Origin of the sequence: Erwinia sorbitola, from assembly GCF_009738185.1 — a bacterium.
GTDB classification, from domain to species: domain Bacteria; phylum Pseudomonadota; class Gammaproteobacteria; order Enterobacterales; family Enterobacteriaceae; genus Erwinia; species Erwinia sorbitola.
In genome coordinates this window covers 2,779,410-2,795,098 of record NZ_CP046509.1, presented here as the reverse complement: position 1 = coordinate 2,795,098, position 15,689 = coordinate 2,779,410, and the positions used below count along the sequence as shown (strand labels likewise).

At 52.1% G+C, this 15,689-nt stretch carries 15 protein-coding genes; 3 read left to right on the top strand and 12 right to left on the bottom strand.

The genetic code is table 11. The annotated features are described in order from the left end of the window. Positions 1-17: 17 nt before the first annotated feature. On the bottom strand, positions 18-3,464 hold the full coding sequence (gene mfd, locus GN242_RS12520) for a transcription-repair coupling factor (RefSeq protein WP_156287588.1): 3,447 nt from the start codon (positions 3,462-3,464) through the stop codon (positions 18-20). A gap of 116 nt (positions 3,465-3,580) precedes the next feature. Continuing rightward, positions 3,581-3,790: a hypothetical protein gene (locus GN242_RS12515; protein ID WP_154750785.1), complete on the bottom strand. Its 210-nt coding sequence runs from the start codon at positions 3,788-3,790 to the stop codon at positions 3,581-3,583. A 200-nt stretch (positions 3,791-3,990) separates the two neighbouring features. Between GN242_RS12515 and dgcQ the strand changes: the two genes are divergently transcribed. Further along, positions 3,991-5,646, top strand: a complete 1,656-nt coding sequence (gene dgcQ / locus GN242_RS12510) for a cellulose biosynthesis regulator diguanylate cyclase DgcQ (protein WP_156287587.1) — start codon at positions 3,991-3,993, stop codon at positions 5,644-5,646. On the opposite strand, the gene GN242_RS12505 is transcribed toward dgcQ, so the two are convergent. Then, positions 5,643-6,863 (bottom strand): glycosyltransferase family protein, encoded by a 1,221-nt coding sequence (locus GN242_RS12505; RefSeq protein ID WP_154750786.1) that lies wholly within the window; start codon positions 6,861-6,863, stop codon positions 5,643-5,645. The two genes, dgcQ and GN242_RS12505, sit on opposite strands and share 4 nt — an antisense overlap. A 28-nt stretch (positions 6,864-6,891) precedes the next feature. Beyond that, complete coding sequence (locus GN242_RS12500; RefSeq protein ID WP_156287586.1) at positions 6,892-7,695, bottom strand: mannosyl-3-phosphoglycerate phosphatase-related protein; 804 nt, start codon at positions 7,693-7,695, stop codon at positions 6,892-6,894. Positions 7,696-8,386: 691 nt separating this feature from the next. On the opposite strand from GN242_RS12500, the gene GN242_RS12495 reads away from it, so the two are divergent. Both GN242_RS12495 and dsrB read left to right on the top strand, forming a co-directional pair. Next, positions 8,387-8,545, top strand: coding sequence for a YqaE/Pmp3 family membrane protein (locus GN242_RS12495; protein ID WP_017800079.1), 159 nt, complete (start codon positions 8,387-8,389; stop codon positions 8,543-8,545). A 72-nt stretch (positions 8,546-8,617) separates the two neighbouring features. Then, on the top strand, positions 8,618-8,806 hold the full coding sequence (dsrB, locus tag GN242_RS12490; protein WP_154750788.1) for a protein DsrB: 189 nt from the start codon (positions 8,618-8,620) through the stop codon (positions 8,804-8,806). A gap of 89 nt (positions 8,807-8,895) precedes the next feature. On the opposite strand, the gene GN242_RS12485 is transcribed toward dsrB, so the two are convergent. The 8 genes from GN242_RS12485 to fliM all read right to left on the bottom strand — a co-directional run bounded on the left by GN242_RS12485 (position 8,896) and on the right by fliM (position 15,689). Beyond that, entirely contained in the window at positions 8,896-10,602 is a 1,707-nt protein-coding gene (locus GN242_RS12485) for a methyl-accepting chemotaxis protein (RefSeq protein ID WP_156287585.1), read from the bottom strand. Positions 10,603-10,794: 192 nt separating this feature from the next. Next, positions 10,795-11,430 (bottom strand): transcriptional regulator RcsA, encoded by a 636-nt coding sequence (gene rcsA / locus GN242_RS12480; protein WP_154750790.1) that lies wholly within the window; start codon positions 11,428-11,430, stop codon positions 10,795-10,797. A gap of 663 nt (positions 11,431-12,093) precedes the next feature. Then, complete coding sequence (fliR, locus tag GN242_RS12475) at positions 12,094-12,879, bottom strand: flagellar biosynthetic protein FliR (protein ID WP_154750791.1); 786 nt, start codon at positions 12,877-12,879, stop codon at positions 12,094-12,096. Further along, positions 12,879-13,148: a flagellar biosynthesis protein FliQ gene (gene fliQ, locus GN242_RS12470; protein ID WP_154750792.1), complete on the bottom strand. Its 270-nt coding sequence runs from the start codon at positions 13,146-13,148 to the stop codon at positions 12,879-12,881. Before fliQ ends, fliR begins: the two co-directional genes overlap by 1 nt. 15 nt (positions 13,149-13,163) lie before the next feature. Continuing rightward, the gene (gene fliP / locus GN242_RS12465; protein WP_154750793.1) at positions 13,164-13,901 is read right to left on the bottom strand and encodes a flagellar type III secretion system pore protein FliP; all 738 of its coding nucleotides are present in this window, start codon (positions 13,899-13,901) and stop codon (positions 13,164-13,166) included. After that, positions 13,898-14,287 carry a flagellar biosynthetic protein FliO gene (gene fliO / locus GN242_RS12460; RefSeq protein WP_154750794.1) on the bottom strand — a complete coding sequence of 130 codons (390 nt, stop codon included), beginning with the start codon at positions 14,285-14,287 and terminating at the stop codon, positions 13,898-13,900. Before fliO ends, fliP begins: the two co-directional genes overlap by 4 nt. Next, positions 14,288-14,689: a flagellar motor switch protein FliN gene (gene fliN / locus GN242_RS12455; RefSeq protein ID WP_154750795.1), complete on the bottom strand. Its 402-nt coding sequence runs from the start codon at positions 14,687-14,689 to the stop codon at positions 14,288-14,290. It abuts the gene before it with no gap. Next, a complete protein-coding gene (gene fliM, locus GN242_RS12450; RefSeq protein WP_154750796.1) occupies positions 14,682-15,689 on the bottom strand; it encodes a flagellar motor switch protein FliM in 1,008 nt (335 codons plus the stop codon). The genes fliN and fliM overlap by 8 nt, the downstream gene beginning before the upstream one ends.

Here is a 15,689-nt window from a genome sequence, read left to right as displayed (position 1 = left end):
GCCTCGCCCTGGTTTTCCTACCCCTGAGCATGTTCCAGCATCAGCTGCATAAACTCCTGTACCCACTTCATCCGCAGCTTACGCTCACCCAGATCCCGGATAAACTTCAGACGCGTTGGCCCATCCAGGCGCCAGTGCTGCGGCTCCTTCTGTAGCAGGCCAATCAGCCACATTGGATCAACCTTGTTCTTCTCAGCGAATTCAAAGAACCCACCTTTCTCACTGGCTTCAACCTTGCGGATACCCAGTGTTTTCGCCACCAGGCGCAGGGCGGCAATATCCAGCAGATTGCGTGCTGCATCCGGCAGCATGCCGAAGCGGTCAATCAGCTCCACCTTGAGATCGTCCAGCTCGCCGGACTGCACGGCGCTGGCAATGCGTTTATAGAACGAGAGGCGGGTATTCACATCAGGAATAAAGTCATCCGGCAGCAGCGCAGGCATCCGCAGCTCAATCTCGGTTTGACTGTTAGTCAGATCCTCCAGGGACGGTTCGCGCCCCTCTTTCAGGGCGTTGACGGCGTTTTCCAGCAGATCCATATACAGTGAGAAACCGATGGTTTCCATCTGGCCACTCTGGCCTTCTCCCAGCAGCTCCCCGGCACCACGAATTTCCAGATCGTGTGTGGCAAGGGCAAATCCGGCACCTAAATCTTCCAGCGAGGCAATGGCCTCCAGGCGTTTATGCGCATCGACGGTCATCGCTTTTGGATGTGGCGTCAGTAGCCAGGCGTAGGCCTGATGGTGGGAGCGCCCGACGCGACCACGCAGCTGATGCAGCTGTGCCAGACCAAAGTGATCGGCACGCTCAATGATAATAGTGTTCGCGGTAGGGATGTCGATGCCGGTTTCAATGATGGTGGTACACACCAGCACGTTGAAACGCTGATGATGGAAGTCATTCATCACCCGTTCCAGCTCGCGTTCGCGCATCTGACCATGCCCGATTGCCACCCGGGCTTCAGGAACCAGCTCAGAGAGGCGTTTCGCCGCCTTTTCAATATTTTCAACGTCGTTATAGAGGTAGTAAACCTGCCCACCGCGCAGGACTTCGCGCAGGATCGCCTCGCGTACGACCAGATCGTCATACTCACGTACAAAGGTTTTAACCGCCAGACGACGTGCAGGAGGTGTGGCAATAATCGACAGATCGCGCATCCCGCTCATCGCCATATTCAGCGTACGTGGGATCGGCGTTGCGGTCAGCGTCAGGATATCAACATCGGCTCGCATCGCCTTGATGCGCTCTTTGTGGCGCACGCCAAAACGGTGCTCTTCATCGACGACCAGCAGGCCCAGATCGTGCCATTTGATCTCACTCTGAAGCAGCTTATGGGTACCGATAAGAATATCTACCTTACCTTCCTGTGCTTCCGCCAGCACCTGCGCCTGCTCTTTAGCAGTACGGAAGCGTGACAGCATCTCAATGCGCACCGGCCAGTTGGCAAAGCGGTCGCGGAAGTTATCGTAATGCTGCTGTGCCAGCAGGGTGGTGGGCACCAGTACGGCAACCTGTTTGTGGTTCTCCACGGCGAGGAATGCTGCACGCATCGCCACTTCAGTTTTGCCAAAGCCGACATCGCCGCATACCAGTCGATCCATTGCCAGCGGCTGGCACATGTCGCTCAGTACCGCATTGATCGCCTGCGCCTGGTCTGGGGTTGTTTCAAACGGGAAGCTTTCACAGAACAGCTGATACTGCTCTTTATCATGTTTAAAGGCGAAACCAGATTTTGCCGCACGCTGGGCGTAGATATCCAGCAGCTCTGCCGCCACATCACGCACTTTCTCAGCGGCTTTCTGCCGTGCTCGCGACCAGGCGTCGCTGCCCAGCTTGTGCAGCGGGGCGTTCTCTTCTGCTCCGCCAGCATAACGGCTGATCAGATGCAGTGACGAAACCGGGACATACAGCTTGGCATCTCCGGCGTAGGCCAGCATCAGATATTCAGCTTTGATCCCGCCGGTTTCAAGCGTTGTCAGGCCGATGTAGCGACCGACGCCGTGCTCAAGATGCACCACCGGCTGCCCGGGATGCAGCTCGGCGAGGTTGCGGATCAGCACATCCGGGTTGATAGTGCGGCGATTGTCCTGACGGCGACGGCTGACGCGTTCGCCCAGCAGATCGCTTTCACAAATCAGGGCACGGTTGCGCAGTCCGTCTATAAATCCGTGCTCACTGGCACCGATTAACAGATAGTGGCCGGGCTGGTCGGCATCATGCAATGAATCGATGGCGGTCAGTTTCAGCTTGATACGTGCCAGCAGCTCCTGCAACGTTTCGCGGCGGCCTTCGCTCTCAACCGAAAATACCACCGGGCCATCGAAGGACTCAAGAAAACGACGCAGCGCATCCAGCGGCGCTTTAGCCTGCGCCTGAACCGCGAGATCGGGCAGCGTCTCATAGCGCAGGTTGGTGTTCGCGGCTTTATCCGCCAGCAGGTCGGTTTTCAGCTGGACGCGCGGCCACTGCTTCAGTTCGCTGAACAGCTCATCGGTACGCAACCACAGAGAGGGAGGCGGCAGCAGCGGGCGCATCGGGTCAACGCGGCGATTCTCATAGCGGGCATTAACATCCTGCCAGAAGCGGTCGGCGCTGCTTTCAAGATCCCCGGAAACTACCAGCAGGGTATTGGCGGGCATATAGCTGAACAGCGCGGGAAGAGGCTGCTCAAAAAACAGCGGCTGCCAGTACTCAATCCCGGCGGGAAGGGTGCCTTTGCTCACCTGCTGATAAATATGCTCAGGTTCCCGGCGCACATCAAAATGCTCGCGCCACTGGGTACGGAACAGTTCAATGGCGGTTTTATCGGTGGGGAACTCGTGGGCAGGCAGCAGATTAATGGCGTCGACTTCCTCCTGGGTGCGCTGGGTATCAACGTCAAACAGACGCAGGCTGTCGATCTCATCATCAAAGAAATCGATGCGATACGGGCGTTCGCTACCCATCGGGTAGAGGTCGAGCAGGGCACCACGGGTGGCAAATTCACCGTGAGCCATCACCTGGTCAACGCTACGGTAGCCAGCCTGTTCCAGCTGGGAACGCAGTTTATCACGTGACAGCTTCTGGCCCTTTTTCATCACCAGCGCGTGGCCATGCAGGTAGTTATGCGGACAGACGCGCTGCATCAGGGTATTCACCGGCATAATCAGCAGCCCGCGTTCCAGCGTGGGAAGTTGGTACAAAGTGGAAAGCCGGGAGGAGATAATTTCCTGATGCGGAGAGAAACTGTCGAATGGCAGGGTTTCCCAATCCGCCAGCGCCATCACTGGCTGGGAGGTAAACTGTTTGATTTCATCCTGGAAGCGCAGTGCATTCTGCATATCCTGTGCGATGAGGATGACCAGTCCAGGATGACGTTCAACCATTTCGGCGCATTCAACGGCGCAGGCTGCGCCGGTAAGTTGCCCCAGTTGGCGCTGGTCGCCTGCTTTAGTTGGCAGGTCATAACGGTAGAGTTCAGGCATAATTGATTAAGCGGTCTCTTTACAAAAGGGAGATCGGGAACCCTGGCGCGCCGGAGTGATCCCGATTCAGCTGAATGCAGTATACCTTGATTTTATCGGTTGTTGTGGGCGCTGCGTTATTTTGGTGACTGCAAATTATTGTGCATTCGCGGACGGTCAATATTTGCCCAGATCAGCTCATTTTCGCTATGATAGCTGTGATTGCCATCATCCCATTTGATGTAATATCCTGCGGGGCGTTCACCCTGATCAAACACGTTCAGCACCACACCTTTTATCTGTCCGGTTTTGTGACGAACAATACTGCCTTTAGGAAATCTGGACATTATACCTCCCGTACCGACAAGGCTATTAGCAAACTACGTCTACAGTATTAGCGCTATTCTGTTCGGGTTGATAGCAGTTTGATCTGGAAAGAATCAATAAAAATGCCACCGGCATTCTGCCTCATCGGCGCACGCGCTCCGCCTGTAACTTGCGGGTACTCTGGATAATAATGATATCGGCAGTACCGGAGAATGGTTAAGTGATAGCTGACAAAAGTTCGCGTGCCTTTCGACCTGAACACATCGTTCATATCTGTTTTGCAATTGTTTTTGTCTTTTCTACCCTGTTAACCTGGCGTGAAGCGCAGGTGCTGAAATCTTCGTATGAAACGGATCAGCGCGCCTGGCTGGCTCAACTGGCAAGCGGCCTTGAGCATCAGCTTCAACAAAGTATTGATGAGATGTACTTTTTTCGCAATATGTTACATCACGCGCTTGATGAACCATTAGTCACCGACAAATCGCGTGAGGCCCTGGCTGCTTTTGCGGTTAAACGTCATCACCCCCTGTGGAAAATCAATATCAATTCAGAACGCAGTATGCCGCTCAACGGTATATCTGACGAAGCATTGCAGAGTTTTCCCTTATTAAGCCGTGCCGATCCGAAAAGGCTGGATGATGAACTCACCGCCGTGCTGGAGATGAGCTACATTTTGCAGTTCAACAACCCGGTCAACGACTTGCATTACCGGCTCTGGTATATCTCGCGTGCTGGTTTCTATCTGAGCTCGGTGCAGGATGATAAACAGGAAACGGTAAAAAGTTACAGCACCGCCATCGACCGCCCTTACTTCCTCAATGCCCATCCGCAAAGTAATCCCGATCGGGGTATGCGCTGGTCAGAAATTTACCACTCCCTCTATAACGAGGGCGAAGTGGTCACCGTAACGCTGCCTGTCGATCATGACAATTACTGGTACGGCGAACTGGCGATGGATTTTTCTACCGAGGCAATTCAGCGCTATTTACGGCAGACGTTGCCGACCTGGCAGGCGGGCCACGTTATGCTGTTTGACCGTAAGCATAAGCCTTTGGCGATCTCTGATGGTAAAAAGATGAGTGAGCAGGGGATTAATTCGGCGGAGCTTGCGGAGATTTTTAATAAACGTCCTGATGAAAAAAGTGGACAGATACGTTCGGGTACACGCTTTATCACCTGGGTACGTTTACAGCACTTCGACGGGATGATGATTAATGTACAAACGCTGGATGAGGGGATGCGGGGCGAAACGGGCCGCGTTACCCTGGTACTGGTGCTGATGTGGGGGCTTTTCACGCTGGTGCTGCTGGCGTGTCATCAGGCGATTTTCCGCATGATAAGACGGCTGCTCTCTCTCCAGGAGACGTTAAAATGGCGTGCCAACTATGATGGTCTCACCCGTCAGTTAAACCGCAGCGCCTTCTTCGAGCAGGCCCGGAAGCAATCTGCGTTCTGCGAACGTCATCAGCTGCCACTGTCATTGATCCAGCTTGACCTCGATCACTTCAAATCCGTTAACGATACCTGGGGCCATCATGCCGGAGACGTGGTACTCACCCATGCGGCCTCGGTCATTGCCAGAACGCTGAGAAAAGAGGATGTGCTGGGGCGCGTGGGCGGGGAAGAGTTCTGCGTTGTGCTGCCGGATACCAGTCTGGCAGAAGCGGTTGAAATCGCGGAGCGAATTCGCTGCAAACTGGCTTCAAAAGAGGTGCTGATCAATGCCATGAAAACTCTGAAAGTAACCGCCTCACTTGGCGTAAGCAGCAGCGATGAACAGCAGGATTATAAGATAGAAAATCTGCAATCCATTGCAGATGAGCGCTTGTATCGGGCGAAGCAGGCAGGTAGAAACTGCGTCAGCAGCGGCGGCTAAACATCACCGCTGTTGTCATCTTCCACCGCCTGATAGATGCGTTGCAGAATGTCCGGAAACGCTGACTGTACCCGGCTCCAGCTGGGGATAAATGGCTTCTCGTTGGGGCGTTCAATAAAGGCCTGGCCGGCATCAAGAATCGCCTGGGTAAACATTTCAACGGCGGCTTCTTCGGTATGCTGGTCGAACTTCAGACCGTTCATCGTGGCTTCATGATTATAAATTTCCATCATATCCAGTGCGTTACGATAATAGGTCGCTTTCAGCACGCGGAACGAGTCACTGGTAATATTGACCCCCATTGTGGCCATTTTGCGCAGTAGCGATTGCACAATATCGTTACTCATGCGCTTAAGGCCGCCGGTGCCATCCTCTTCCGAAAGCGGCTGATGCTTATGATCGTAGTTATCGGCAATTTCCACCTGGCAGCTCTGTCGGGTGGTGTAGTTGCGATAAATTTCAGACAGCACACCAATCTCCAGCCCCCAGTCACCGGGGATCTTAATCCCGTTCAGCACGTGGGTGCGCATGGCAAACTCACCGGACAGGGGATAACGGAAGCTGCTCAGGTAGTCGAGATATTCCGAATGGCCGTACACTTTTTGCAGTGAGCGCAGCAGCGGCCCCACTAACAGACGCCCTACGCGGCCATTCAGTTTTCCATCAGCCACGCGGGCGTAAAACCCCTTGCAGAATTCGTAATGGAAAGCGGGATTCGCCAGCGGATAGAGCAGGCGGGCCAGCATTCCACGCTCGTAGGTGACAATATCGCAGTCGTGCAGGGCAACGCAGTTGGACTTATCAGAAGCGAGGGTATAGCCGCTGCAAAACCAGACGTTGCGGCCTTTCCCGGGCTGAGAGGGCGAGAGGCCCTCTTTGTCCAGCTCGGCGTCCAGCGCCTTCAGACGCGGCCCGTCGTTCCATAAAATACGGTGCCGCTGCGGCAGACGTGAAAAGAACTCACGCGCCAGCAGAAACTGGTCGCGATCAGCCCGATCCAGCCCGATAACAATCTCAGAGAGATAGGGCACTTTTGCCAGTTCATCAACAATATTACTGAGGGCCGGCCCTTCAAGTTCGGAAAACAGGGAGGGCAGGATCAGGCCCATTTTGCGCTTGCGTGAAAAGCGCACCAGATCTTTCTCCAGCTCCGCCACGGAGCGCCCGGTAAGATTATGGAAATTGGTTATAACGCCATTCTGGAAAAAATCGCTCATCGCTTACCCCTTCAAAGGTTACCCCAGCTCACTGAGTGATAAAATAGGTCAGCCCCTCGCTCCAGCCCTCAGGGCCGAAGTGCGCGGTATGATAGATATTATGTTTATCCTGGCGTTGCAGGATGACGGGATTTTTACTGTAGCCCTTAATCACCACCGCATAGTCCACGATGTCCAGCATCGGTGCATCGTTCGGGCCATCGCCCAGCCCGAGGGTGACAGTAGCGCTGTCGCTCAGAGAGGAGTGCTGGAGCAGCCAGCGCAGTGCCGCACCTTTGCCGCTGCCCTGACGCATAACGTGCCAGAAGCGGCCACCCTGAACCAGGGTTAAATCCTGAGCCTCCAGCTGCTGACGAAACAGAGCGAACTGCTCTGCGCTGTCGCGCCAGATAATACTTTCAGAGGCTTCACGCATCCGTGCCAGCGTCGCATCATGTTCCGTCAGACCTGTCCATTCAGAGACCTCTTTTTCGCTCACGTCGGCAAATCCGGTGAATTTGAAGGCATGACGCGCTCTCAATTCTGCTAATCGCTGACATAGCACGGGGTAGTCAGCTGTATTACCCGGCAAAAAGGGGGCTGGCCTGGCGGTATCATCAAGCCGAACCACGGCACCATTCTCCGCGATAAATGGAGCGCCGCTGATGCCCAGAGCGCGCTGTAGGGGAATGATTTCTGCGGCGGTTTTACTCGAGCAGATCACCAGCGGAATATGCTGCGCCTGCAACCGCGCCAGCCATGATTCAGCCGGCTCCCAACCGTAGGTATGGTGGTCAAGCAGTGAGCCGTCGAGATCGGTAACGATCGTCAGTGGATCCTGCAACGTTGGCATAAGCAATACCTCAAAGTGATGTTGATGGGCAAAGCCGACAGTAGAATTGTTCAGTATAGTCCAGCCGTTACAGTCAGCAGCGCTGAGTAGGGATGTCTTCCTTTCCAGGAATTATCTTAAAAAAACAGAACGTACTATCACTGCCGTGATTATTTGATTCCCATGCGTAAGGCAGAGCGGGTGCAGCTTCGCGCCTGTTTTTCTATACAGAATTTATTAGTTTGTACAATTCTGACTGTGGATTAAGAATAATCTGAGCAGTGAGATCGGTTAGTCTGCTAACGTTAAAGAATTCCCAGATGTAACGAACTTCATTTCCTGTGAGAAACACTTCATCCCGGCCAGATTTGGTCGGGATTTTTTTTGCCGGAAATGGCATCAGGTCAGGTTTAACAGGGGAATTGGCGATATGACAGGTAAAAAAAAGCCCGCGCTGCGCGGGCAAAAATCCTTGTTACTCAGGCGGATACCATTGCTGGATTCCGCCGTCTGCCCCTTTGGGGTTGGTGCAGTGAGGCCATTTTAGGATTTTCACTTGTCAGAAGTCTCACCCGGAAACGTAAAGAAAGTGAAAATGCGTGAGGGGGAAGGGCTTTACCCAGTTTTACCTGCAACAGACTGTGATGTGGCGCACGCTGGCTATACTTTATGTGCGGTAACCCCGCGAGATAAAACAGATAACGGAGATTTTATGGACTTTTTACGAATTGTGATTGCGATTCTGTTACCCCCACTGGGCGTATTTATGCAGGTCGGATTTGGTGGAGCCTTCTGGCTGAACATCCTGCTGACGCTGTGCGGTTACATCCCCGGTATCGTACATGCCGTCTGGGTTATCGCCCGTCGGTAATCATCTGTAGCGATACCCTGCGTATCCTGTGTTTTTCGGTTAAACTAACCAAAAAATCGTGCAGGAGTGATCATGAAGGTCAATGAACGGGTAACGGTAAAAACGGATGGTGGGCCGCGTCGTGAAGGGAAGGTGCTGGCAGTTGAAGACTTCAGTGAAGGCACCATGTTTTTAGTGGCGCTTGAGGACTATCCGTTAGGGATCTGGTTCTTTAATGAAGTTGGCCATGATGACGGTATTTTCGTTGAGCCACACCCTTAACGCCTGAAGATATATGAGCGGCAGGGGAGACCTTCCGGCCTCCCCCTATCCACAGAAAAGGGCTGACCGGTGGTCAGCCCTTTTTGCCATCAGAAGGTTTCCCAGTGGTCGTTGCTGGTGGAAGCCAGCGCAGGCCTTGGTGCCGATAACGCGGCAGTTTTACCGGTTGTTGAGCGACTTTTCACATTCTCAGTGGCGGTACTGCTCAGTTTAAATGCCGATACTGCCTCTGTCAGACGTGCAGCCTGCTCTTCCAGCGAGGCCGCAGCAGAAGAGGCTTCTTCTACCAGCGAGGCGTTTTGCTGCGTCACATTATCCATTTCGGTCACCGCCATGCTGACCTGCTGAATACCTTTGCTCTGCTCATCAGATGCGGCGGCAATCTCCGCCATAATATCCGTGACCCGGCGTACCGCATCGACGATTTCACTCATGGTATTACCGGCATGACCGACCTGCGCAGAGCCTTTACCAATAAGATCCACCGACTCTGAAATCAGCCCTTCAATCTCTTTCGCTGCCCCGGCGCTGCGCTGTGCCAGATTACGCACTTCGCTGGCGACTACGGCAAAACCGCGCCCCTGCTCACCTGCACGAGCTGCTTCTACTGCCGCATTCAGTGCCAGAATATTAGTCTGGAAGGCGATGCTGTTAATTACCGTGGTGATTTCAGCAATTTTCTTCGAGCTGGAGGAGATATTATTCATGGTGTTGACCACGCCGGTGACGATATCGCCACCCTGACGCGCTTTGCCTGATGCATCAGAGGCGAGCTGGCTGGCGTGATGAGCATTTTCAGCATTCTGTTTCACCGTGGCGGTCAGCTCTTCCATACTGGCTGCTGTCTGCTCCAGAGCAGATGCCTGCTGCTCGGTACGCGAGGAGAGGTCAGTATTTCCGGAAGAGATTTCACTGGAACCCTGATAAATAGCCACTGCGCCTTCACGCACTGTACCAACGGTTTTTACTAACGCCTGCTGCATCAGCTGCAGGTTATTCCCCAGGCTACCGATCTCACTGCGTCCCCAGTTTTGCAGTGGGGCGGTTAAATCCCCACGGGAAATATGCTCAATACGCTCTACTGCCTGGCGCAGTGGGGTGATCACGACGCGGCGCAGGAAAATAAAGGTGGCGAAGGTTAACAACAGTGCCAGGCCAAATGCCCCGGCCATCATCATAAATCCGAGGCGTGTCTGCGCCTGTGCCGTTTCATTCAGGCGGTCAGAACGCTCTGTACGCAGCTTGATAGCTTGAGACAGTGCGACATTATATGCATCGTCGAGTTTTCGAGTGTAATCCGTTTCCTGCGCAATAATACCTTCAAAGCTGCCGTCTGAGGCGCTTTTTACCATCGGATCAACACCTTTGCTGATATAGGTATCGAACAGTTTTTTCAGCTCTTCATCCAGCACGATGCCCCTGGCTGTTTTCACCGGGCGATTTAAATAAAAGTTAAAGCTCTCACGAGCCATCTTGATGTGATTGGCGGTTTTGTCGAGATTGGCTTTGAATTCATCCATTTCACCAATACGTGCAGCAGCACCGGCATGGATAACCGTCAGGCGGGCAGTGCGCAGATTGTTGGAGCTGTCCGAGAGTGCCATACGTACCTGGATCTCTTTAGTCACATCATTCAGCGACTGATTACTCTGAACTAAAAAATAACTGGCGAGGCCGATACACAGGGCAAATAGCAGCAAAATTCCGCCAAGAATAGCGGCGAACAACGGAACCAGACGGAGGTGTTGCCAGAAGCTGATAGCCTGATGTTCGTTCGATTGTGGTTGTGATTTCATATCCATTGCTCTCTGTCAGTAGGGACGAAGTAACACTCCGGTCGTCTAGAAAGCATCGGCAAAAGGGCTGAAAGGATTAGGATGGGAAGTGGGAGCCAGCTCACAAAATGAACATTAGGCTTAATCGTCAGGGGCAGTGCGCAGGGAGCTATTTGCAGAGAAGCCGGCTGACGCCGGCTTCCCCTTATATGATTATCTTACATTGACATAGATACCGCTGGTAACGTTATCAGTTAAACGAACTACATGATAAATAACCTGCTTATTATGAGTTTTAATTTTACGTTTGATATTGCCTTTGTGCGATGAAACTGTTTTTGCTTTTATTTGCATTTTATCAGAAATCTGAATCGTATCGTGACCTGACATCCACATCTTAAGCATGTTAGATTCCGTCTGACTCAGCGTCAGTGGATGTACGTCGAAGCCCGAAGAATAGCGGGGAGACAGATTAAGGTTCTTTTGAAAGTAAGTGCTAAGTAATGAATCCAGGGTCGACGGCTTTATCGATTTTGATGTAATAATCAAGTTCTTACGAACGTAGAGGTATTCCTCAAAATGGATATTAGAGATGGCCATAAATATGAAAAACAACGTATCAGGATGCTGCATAATAATACTTCTGATTCGCTGGCTTGCATCGGATTCATGGATAAAACAATCTTCATTAATGAAAACAACACCGGGCTGTAGTTGCTGACACTTAATTTGCAACTGCTCGATATCGTTTACTGAGGTTATATTTTTCTTTTTAACCCCTTTAACTGCCATATAGTCAGTTAAACCTAGCCGTGTATAGTTACATGAATCCATAATAATCGTTGGCATAATAGCGACCCTCACCAATTTGTTATCCGTTTAAATCAACGATGAATTACGCGTGTTCAGTACGAGAGCAAGAGTTCTGTTTCACGATCTTGTTATATTTACCCAGCGTTAGCAAAGCTTTGCCATTGACGGCGAGGGTACTGATTCGTCCTTGCTGACTGGTAATTTGAGTTTTGACGAGGCGATAACCTGCCTGAGTACCTGATCCAGCATCTAAGCATAAGTTCTGCTTAGTAATCTGAGTTAACACAGCATTTGATGCACGTTTCCACCTGCTCGACACACTATCGCGCAGAATTTGGAAAACTATGATAGGACGATTCTTAAAAACATTCATTCTCCGAAAGTGTAGGCATGCGGAGTGCATTGACAATGCCGGAAAATGTATTTTAAAACAAGAAAAACCGCGAAAAATAAAATTACTATAAAAAACAGCTAGTTGAGTGTTTTTTAATCGTTAACTCCTTCGCAACAAATCATCGGTTTGAGAAGGTAAAATACGCTAAGTAGGTTTTAATAAGAATAATTTTCATCACGCCAGAGCATTTATCAGAATTTCCTTAATGAAATTCTTTAAATAATGGTGCGAAAAATACACAGATGTATTTTCATTCCTTAACAATGCCTTTGCGAAAAACTGCGAATTGCGGCAAATACGTAAGATTACTTACCGGGTAATTCACTGAGCAGTGTAGCCAGCAAATCGAACACTTCACTGAACAAATGTTCGCAGAATGGAGCCAGCAAGGGCATCATCAGGCTCATAAACACCATGCCGATTGATAAGGTAACGGGGAAGCCGATAGCAAAAACGGAGAGTTGAGGTGAAACGCGGTTTAACAAACCCAGGGCCAGGTTAAGGGTGAGTAGCAGAGTTATTAACGGTAACGCTAATCTCATGCCATTAAGGAAAATCAGGTTCGCTGCTTTGGTCAGTGCCATAAAAGCATTGCCGTTAAGAGGCTCGCCGCCGATAGGCAAAGTGTGAAAACTGTCGGCAACCATCGAAATCAACCACAGATGGCCGTTGAACGAAAGAAACAGCAGCATGGCAAGCATATCCAGAAAGCGCGCCAGTACCGGCATGTTCAGGCGGCTGCTGGGATCGAAGAACGTTGCAAAAGATAACCCCATCTGCAAACCAATGACTTCACCCGCTGTGCGCACGGCAGCAAAGGCAAACTGCATGGTAAAACCGATGGCTACGCCAATCAGGATTTGCTGAATCAGCAGCCAGAAGCCGCCTACCGAGAACAGCGTAACCGTAGTGGGAGGCAGGGTAGGCACCAGCACCCATGTAATCATCACACCCAGCCCGATTTTGACTTTGCGGCTGATTGATTTCTCACTCAGCAATGGCGCTGTCATGATCAGCGCCAGCACTCGGGCGAGGGGCCAGAATAGCTGACTGATCCAGAACAGAAGTTGACTACTGTCAAAAAGAATCATTATCCGATCATATAAGGCAGGTTGCTGAACAGGGTGCGCATATAGTCGAGCACCAGATTAAGCATCCAGGGGCCGGCAATCACGATAGTTGTTACCACCGCCAGAATCTTAGGAATAAAGGAGAGCGTCTGTTCGTTAATCTGGGTAGCAGCCTGGAGCAGGCTGATCAGCAAACCGCTGACCAGCGCGGCGAGCAGCAGCGGAGCGGCCAGAGCGAGGGCAATCTGCATCGCATCATGCCCCAGTACCATTACCGATTCAGGTGTCATTATCGTGGCTCCGGGTTAGGAATAGAAACTCTGGGCCAGCGAACCAACCAGCAGCTGCCAGCCATCTACCAGCACAAACAACATAAGCTTAAAGGGTAGCGATATGGTGGCCGGAGGCACCATCATCATCCCCAGCGCCATCAGCACGCTGGCCACCACCAGGTCGATAATCAGAAACGGAATAAATACAGTGAAACCAATCTGGAAGGCTGTTTTCAGCTCGCTGGTTACGTAAGCGGGCAGCAGGATACGCATGGGTACGGCTTCCGGCCCGGCAATCGGCGGGGTGTTGGCCAGGCGCGCAAACAGCGCTAAATCGGCTTCGCGCGTCTGGCGCAGCATAAACTCACGCAGCGGCAGGGCACCTTTATCAATCGCTTCCTGCATGCTGATCTTATCTTCACTGAATGGCAGATAAGCATCGGTATAAATTTTGTCGAATACCGGGCCCATAATAAAGAAGGTCAGGAACAGCGACAGACCCACCAAAACCTGGTTTGGCGGTGCAGAGGGTGTGCCGAGCGCATTGCGCAGCAGCCCGAATACGATAATGATGCGCGTAAAGCTGGTCATCATCAGCAAAATGGCCGGCAGGAAGGTCAGCGAGGTGATAAACACCAGCGTCTGCACCGGCAGTGACCAGCTCTGTCCGCCGTTAGCCATCGGTTTGCTGATCAGGCCCGGAAGTTGAGCGTAAACATCTGGTGCCAGCATCAGCAGGCCAAGCAGCAGCAGTGGAAGTATGCGTTTCATTTGTTCTTCCCGGTGCCTTTCATTAATGACTGGAGAACCTGGCGGAAATCGGGCTTAGGCTGCGGAGAGTCCGTGGTTTCTGGCTGAGGCCTGGCAGGTAGCGTATGCAGATGCGTGATCTGATGGGCGGTAACGCCCAGAACCAGACGCGCATCGTCAACATCGACAATGACCACACGTTCACGCTGACCCAGCGAGCAGCTGGCGCTGATATTCAGCGTCTGGTTGCCGCTGCGTCGTGAGGCAAAACCGAGTCGTTTTGCCACCCATGCACAGGCGAGAATCAAAATTATAATCGCCGCCAGCACGCCGCTCACCTGGGTGAGCATTGAGCCGGTAGAAATGGCCGGCTGCGGTGTAACCGGCTGCTGCTGCGTGGTATTCATTTAGCGGCTCAGACGACGCATACGTTCAGAAGGCGTAATGATGTCGGTAATACGTACGCCGTACTTATCGGCCACCACCACCACTTCACCCTGGGCAATCAGATAGCCGTTAATCAGGATATCCAGTGGCTCACCCGCTAATCCGTCCAGTGCGACAACCGAACCTTGCGAAAGACGCAGCAGCTCTTTAATCGTCATTTTGGTACGACCCAGTTCAACGGTCAGCTTGACCGGGATATCCATAATCATATCGATATCCTGCGAACCGCCGGCTACATCACCCAAATCCAGCGACTTAAACACGCTGTCGGTGGAGGTTGATTTTACCTGTTCATTCATTGCGTCAGCCCACAGGTCGTCCGCAGAGATGTCGTCATCGGACGGCTTATTATTATCACTCATCGGGCTGTTCCTCATTCAGCGAATTCAAAATCGGGTTGATCAGGTGTTCCACGCGCAGAGCGTACTGCTTATTCAGCGTTCCGTACTGGCTGGTCAACACCGGCACGCCATCCACATGGGCGATAATGCGGTCCGGTTTTTCAATCGGTAATACGTCGCCGGGTTTAAGCGCCAGCAGACGTGAAATTCTCATCGAGACTTCAGCAAAATTTGCCACCAGCTCCAGCTCAGAGTGCTGAACCTGTTTCACCAGCGTGTCGCGCCAGTTTTCATCTTCGCTGCGCGAGTTTTCTAACGGCGGATTCACCAGCGTTTCACGCAGCGGTTCAATCATGCTGAATGGAATACAGATGTTAAACTCACCGGTCAGGTTACCAATCTCAACCTGGAATGGCGTGGTAACCACGATATCGTTGGGTGAGGTGGTGATGTTGGTGAATTTCACCTGCATCTCTGAACGGACGTATTCAACATCCAGCGGATAGATTGGCTTCCAGGCTTCGCTGTATCCGTCCAGTGCCAGCTTCAGCATACGACGGATAACGCGTTGTTCTGTGTGGGTAAATTCGCGCCCTTCAACTTTTGTCGGGAAACGACCATCTCCACCGAACAGGTTATCTACGGCGATAAACACCAGACTTGGCGAGAAGACCACCAGCGCCGTGCCACGCAGCGGCTTGAGGTGGATAAGGTTAAGGTTAGTTGGCACCGGCAAATTGCGGGCGAACTCATGGTAAGGCTGAATCTTAATCGCGCCGACCGAAATATCCGGGCTGCGGCGCAGCAGATTAAAAAGCGCCATACGATAAGAACGCGCAAAACGTTCGTTGATGATCTCCAGTGCCTGCAAGCGCTCACGAACCACGCGGCGCTGGGTATTGGGATCATAGGGGCGAATATCGCTATCGCCACCGATACTGACCTTATCTTCTGTCGCACTGTCGCTGTCGCCATTGAGTAGTGCGTCAATTTCTGCCTGAGAAAGAATGCTATCGCCCAT

Excerpts from the sequence above, each read along its gene's own strand:
- mfd (WP_156287588.1), bottom strand. The coding sequence starts at position 3,464 with ATGCCTGAACTCTACCGTTATGACCTGCCAACTAAAGCAGGCGACCAG.
- GN242_RS12515 (WP_154750785.1), bottom strand. The coding sequence starts at position 3,790 with ATGTCCAGATTTCCTAAAGGCAGTATTGTTCGTCACAAAACCGGACAG.
- GN242_RS12505 (WP_154750786.1), bottom strand. The coding sequence starts at position 6,863 with ATGAGCGATTTTTTCCAGAATGGCGTTATAACCAATTTCCATAATCTT.
- GN242_RS12500 (WP_156287586.1), bottom strand. The coding sequence starts at position 7,695 with ATGCCAACGTTGCAGGATCCACTGACGATCGTTACCGATCTCGACGGC.
- GN242_RS12495 (WP_017800079.1), top strand. The coding sequence starts at position 8,387 with ATGGACTTTTTACGAATTGTGATTGCGATTCTGTTACCCCCACTGGGC.
- dsrB (WP_154750788.1), top strand. The coding sequence starts at position 8,618 with ATGAAGGTCAATGAACGGGTAACGGTAAAAACGGATGGTGGGCCGCGT.
- GN242_RS12485 (WP_156287585.1), bottom strand. The coding sequence starts at position 10,602 with ATGAAATCACAACCACAATCGAACGAACATCAGGCTATCAGCTTCTGG.
- rcsA (WP_154750790.1), bottom strand. The coding sequence starts at position 11,430 with ATGCCAACGATTATTATGGATTCATGTAACTATACACGGCTAGGTTTA.
- fliR (WP_154750791.1), bottom strand. The coding sequence starts at position 12,879 with ATGATTCTTTTTGACAGTAGTCAACTTCTGTTCTGGATCAGTCAGCTA.
- fliQ (WP_154750792.1), bottom strand. The coding sequence starts at position 13,148 with ATGACACCTGAATCGGTAATGGTACTGGGGCATGATGCGATGCAGATT.
- fliP (WP_154750793.1), bottom strand. The coding sequence starts at position 13,901 with ATGAAACGCATACTTCCACTGCTGCTGCTTGGCCTGCTGATGCTGGCA.
- fliO (WP_154750794.1), bottom strand. The coding sequence starts at position 14,287 with ATGAATACCACGCAGCAGCAGCCGGTTACACCGCAGCCGGCCATTTCT.
- fliN (WP_154750795.1), bottom strand. The coding sequence starts at position 14,689 with ATGAGTGATAATAATAAGCCGTCCGATGACGACATCTCTGCGGACGAC.
- fliM (WP_154750796.1), bottom strand. The coding sequence starts at position 15,689 with ATGGGCGATAGCATTCTTTCTCAGGCAGAAATTGACGCACTACTCAAT.